The organism is Chamaesiphon sp. VAR_48_metabat_135_sub (assembly GCF_031418915.1).
GTDB lineage: Bacteria > Cyanobacteriota > Cyanobacteriia > Cyanobacteriales > Chamaesiphonaceae > Chamaesiphon.
The window spans coordinates 1-2,775 of the sequence record NZ_JANOJV010000192.1; the positions used below are offsets into that span (position 1 = coordinate 1).

General features: G+C 42.8%; 1 protein-coding gene and 1 pseudogene. One reads left to right on the top strand and one right to left on the bottom strand.

The genetic code is table 11. The features are described from left to right. The coding region (locus tag RMO55_RS13965) for a CHAT domain-containing protein (protein ID WP_310427425.1) at positions 1–2,543 on the top strand (2,543 nt) is incomplete at its 5' end. Positions 2,544–2,552: 9 nt separating this feature from the next. On the opposite strand, the pseudogene RMO55_RS13970 reads toward RMO55_RS13965, so the two are convergent. Further along, positions 2,553–2,775 (bottom strand): annotated as a pseudogene (locus RMO55_RS13970) (hypothetical protein); the annotation flags it as partial.

Consider the following 2,775-nt stretch of genomic DNA (forward strand, 5'->3'; position numbering starts at 1 on the left):
GGTGTTGTGGTTTGGCGATGTTATGGTTATGTGTGACGGTTCAGCCTTCAATCTTGACTGGAGTGCGGGTGAATGCGGCGAGTTCCCCTGGTGCAAGTGCGAGTAGTGGGGATTTAATAGATCGCGCTCAACAACTGTACCAGTCGGGGAATTATCCCCAAGCGATCGAATTACTCAAACAAGCGATCGATACTTACCGCACAGATCCGCTCAAACAGGCGATGGGGTGGAGTAATTTAGCCTTAGTCTATCAGCAGTTGGGCGATTGGCAAGCTGCGAATAACGCGATCGATCGGAGTTTAAAGTTATTACAAAATCGGTCTATTCCAGGTAGATCGGGAATTCTCGCCCAAACATTAGAAATTCAGGGACAATTACAGTTCGCGCAGGGACAAACTGAAGCTGCGTTGACGACTTGGGAGCAAACAGCGCAACTGTATACCCAAATCGGCGATGATGCGGGGATTACGCGATCGCAAATCAACCAGTGTCATGCTTTGCGCGTCCTCGGTTTCTATCGACGGGCGCAAACTATCCTCGAAAAGTTAAAAGTTAGTTTAGTCAGTAAACCCGATACAACGATTAAAGTAGTAACGCTACGCTCGTTAGGGATTGCGCTCGAACAATCTGGCGATGTCGAGCGAGCGGGTACGGTGTTAGAGCAGAGTTTAACTATTGCCAAAAAACTGAAGTTGGATAATGAAATTAATGCTACCCACTTAATATTGGGGAATCTAGCGAGAACCAAGCAGCAAGTACCTAAAGCGATCGATTATTACTCACTAGCCGCCACATCGACGACTAACTTAGTCTCGATTCAAGCTCGTTTGAATTTATTAAGTTTGCAAATAGAAGCCAAACAAAATACTGAAGCAGAACAACTAATTGTGCCAATTCAACAGCAATTAGCCACATTACCGCCCAATCGGACTAAATTTAACGCCCAGATTAATTTCGCTCAAAGTCTGAGTAAACTCAATCGTCGCTCGTTAGCAGCGCAAGTCTTAGCCGAGACGATTCAACAGTCTAAAAATTTGGACGATCGCCAGCGCACTCAATCCTTAGCTTTAGGAACCCTCGGAGAGCTTTACAAACAACAAGAACAATGGCAAGATGCCGAAGATGCTACCAGTCGAGCCTTAACATTGGTAGCTAGTGCAAATGCTGACGATCTTGCCTATCGCTGGTATGGACAATTGGGGTATGTATTAGCAAAACAGAATAAAGATAAGCAAGCGATCGAATCTTACAGTGCGGCGATCGACACCCTAAAATTATTGCGGAAAGATTTAGTCGATGTCAATCGCGATCTTCAATTTACGTTCAAAGAAAGTATCGAACCTACCTATCGAGAATTAGTTGGGTTACTACTTAAACCTAGCAATCAAAATAGTAGTGGTAAAAACTTAGAGCGAGCGCGAAACTTAATCGAAGATCTCCAAGTTGCCGAACTCGATAACTTCTTCCGCGAAGCTTGTTTGAATAATAGTAAAGTAATTATCGATGAAGTAGTCGATCGTGAAAATCCCAATGCGGCAATTATCTATCCAATTATTTTAGAAAATGAATTGCAGGTGATTGTTAAAATTCCTGGACAAAAGATCTTAAAACAACATCGGGTAGCCAAAACTAGACAGGCGGTAGAGAAAGATTTACAACAATTGCAAGATTGGTTATTAGAACCCGATCGTAACAAAGATATTCAGCGATTATCGCAGGAGGTCTATAGTTGGTTAGTTGCACCATTTGAAAGTGAATTTAACGGTAAAATTAATACTTTAGTTTTCGTCCTCGATGGCTCATTTAGGAATGTACCGATGTCAGTACTCTACGATGGTAAACAATATTTAATCGAGAAAAATTATGCGATTGGGACTAATTTAGGCTTAAGCTTACAGTCATCCAAACCAATCTCTCGATCGACTCTAAATATATTAGCAGTGGGATTAGCGAAACCCTCTAAACAATTTGCTAATATTTTTAGTGACTTACCAGAAGTGCCATCGCAGATGAAGGCAATTCGCGATACTGGAGTGATGATGACTGAATTAAAAGATGATAAATTCACGATTCAAGCCTTTGGAGAGCAAGTCAAAGATATCCCTTATAACGTGATTCATCTGGCAACTCACGGACAATTTAGTTCGCAAATTGACAAGACATTTTTACTCGCTAATGATGGGGAACTAAAGCTGGTAGAATTTGATAAATTACTCCGCGATCGCGCTCAAACTCAACGAAATCCGATCGAACTGTTAGTAATGAGTGCCTGTGAAACAGCGGTAGGCGATAACCGTGCCACCCTGGGGCTGGCGGGAGTTGCAGTCAAAGCAGGGGCACAAAGTACCTTAGCCTCACTCTGGAAAGTGAAAGATTCATCCACCGCTGTATTGATGGGAGAATTTTACCGAGAGTTAAAAACAGGTAAAGTATCCAAAGCCGAAGCTCTTCGCCGCGCCCAAATCAAGTTACTCAAAGAGTATAGTAATTATTCAGCTCCCCTATATTGGGCACCATTTATTCTGGTGGGTAATTGGTTGTAGGCGGCGGATCTATCTATATTCATTCTCATATTCATCTTCTGGATCGCAGCTATAAGCTAGAAGATGCACTTGAATAGTTTCGCTTACCCCAAATGCTGCTGCATTTGTCAGCTCCATCTGAGCTGTCACCTGTGGCAACCAGGAAGCATAACTAGCCCACTGTGATGTATCGGATGCACAAGAAGTAACGAGAAGCGTGGACATATTATAGCTACTGCCCATACTGCATTTG